We start from the raw sequence: 814 nt of genomic DNA on the forward strand, positions 1-814 counted from the left end.
TTTGGTGGCTCCGTTACACTTAACATTCCTTTGTTTCTACTTGGTGATTCACCTTGGAAGATCTCTCCGATTCTTGTTTCATCTAACCTGAAATTAAATTGAGTATTATGAAACCCCATTTCTACATACTTTCTACATTCAGGATACTTATTGATATCGTAGTTTGGTAATGGGAAAAGTTTTCCCCATTCAACGCCTAAAGTTTCTAACGCTTTTGCAAATGCATTTTGATGTGCATTATCACGCACAATTAAAAAGGCAAGTGTTTCACGAAAAGTTTGATTTGAACTCATTTCATAAATCCTTGTCTTTTGAAGTACACCAGTTGATTCAAGAACTAGGTTATCCATTAAATCACTAATTAGATTTCCATGACTATATACCCACGATCCGTTCCATGGATTACCGGCTGCATCTACTGGTAATGAGCTTTGAGCACCAACAATAAAATGGTGAGGATTTGCATGTTTAACCGCCTCATCAAGCGGTGCTTTATCCATACCGGCATTACCTGGTGTAGGCTCACCAGATCCATTTAATAATTGATTAATTGTATTCTGAACGAGCTCTACATGACTAATCTCCTCAAGAAAAACCCCTCGAAGCAAATCACGATATTCCTTCGCTTTTCCTCTAAAATTTGAACTTTGAAAGAAATATTGCATCATCGTACGCATTTCACCAAAATGGCCACCAAGTATTTCTTGTAAGACCTTCGCAGCGGCGGGATCTGGTTGGTCTGGCTTAATAATATTAATCAATTCTTCTTTGTAATAATACATAGAAAATACCTCTCTTTTTTAAGATAAGCAAC

The 814-nt window shown here is 36.9% G+C and carries 1 protein-coding gene; it reads right to left on the reverse strand.

What is annotated here, in order from left to right; genetic code table 11:
* A partial coding sequence (locus tag JDS96_RS30520) for a manganese catalase family protein (protein WP_199669096.1) occupies window positions 1–782 on the reverse strand: 782 nt, incomplete at its 3' end.
* Window positions 783–814: the final 32 nt, after the last annotated feature.

Source organism: Bacillus cereus group sp. N21 (genome assembly GCF_016483395.1).
GTDB classification, from domain to species: Bacteria; Bacillota; Bacilli; order Bacillales; family Bacillaceae_G; genus Bacillus_A; species Bacillus_A pseudomycoides.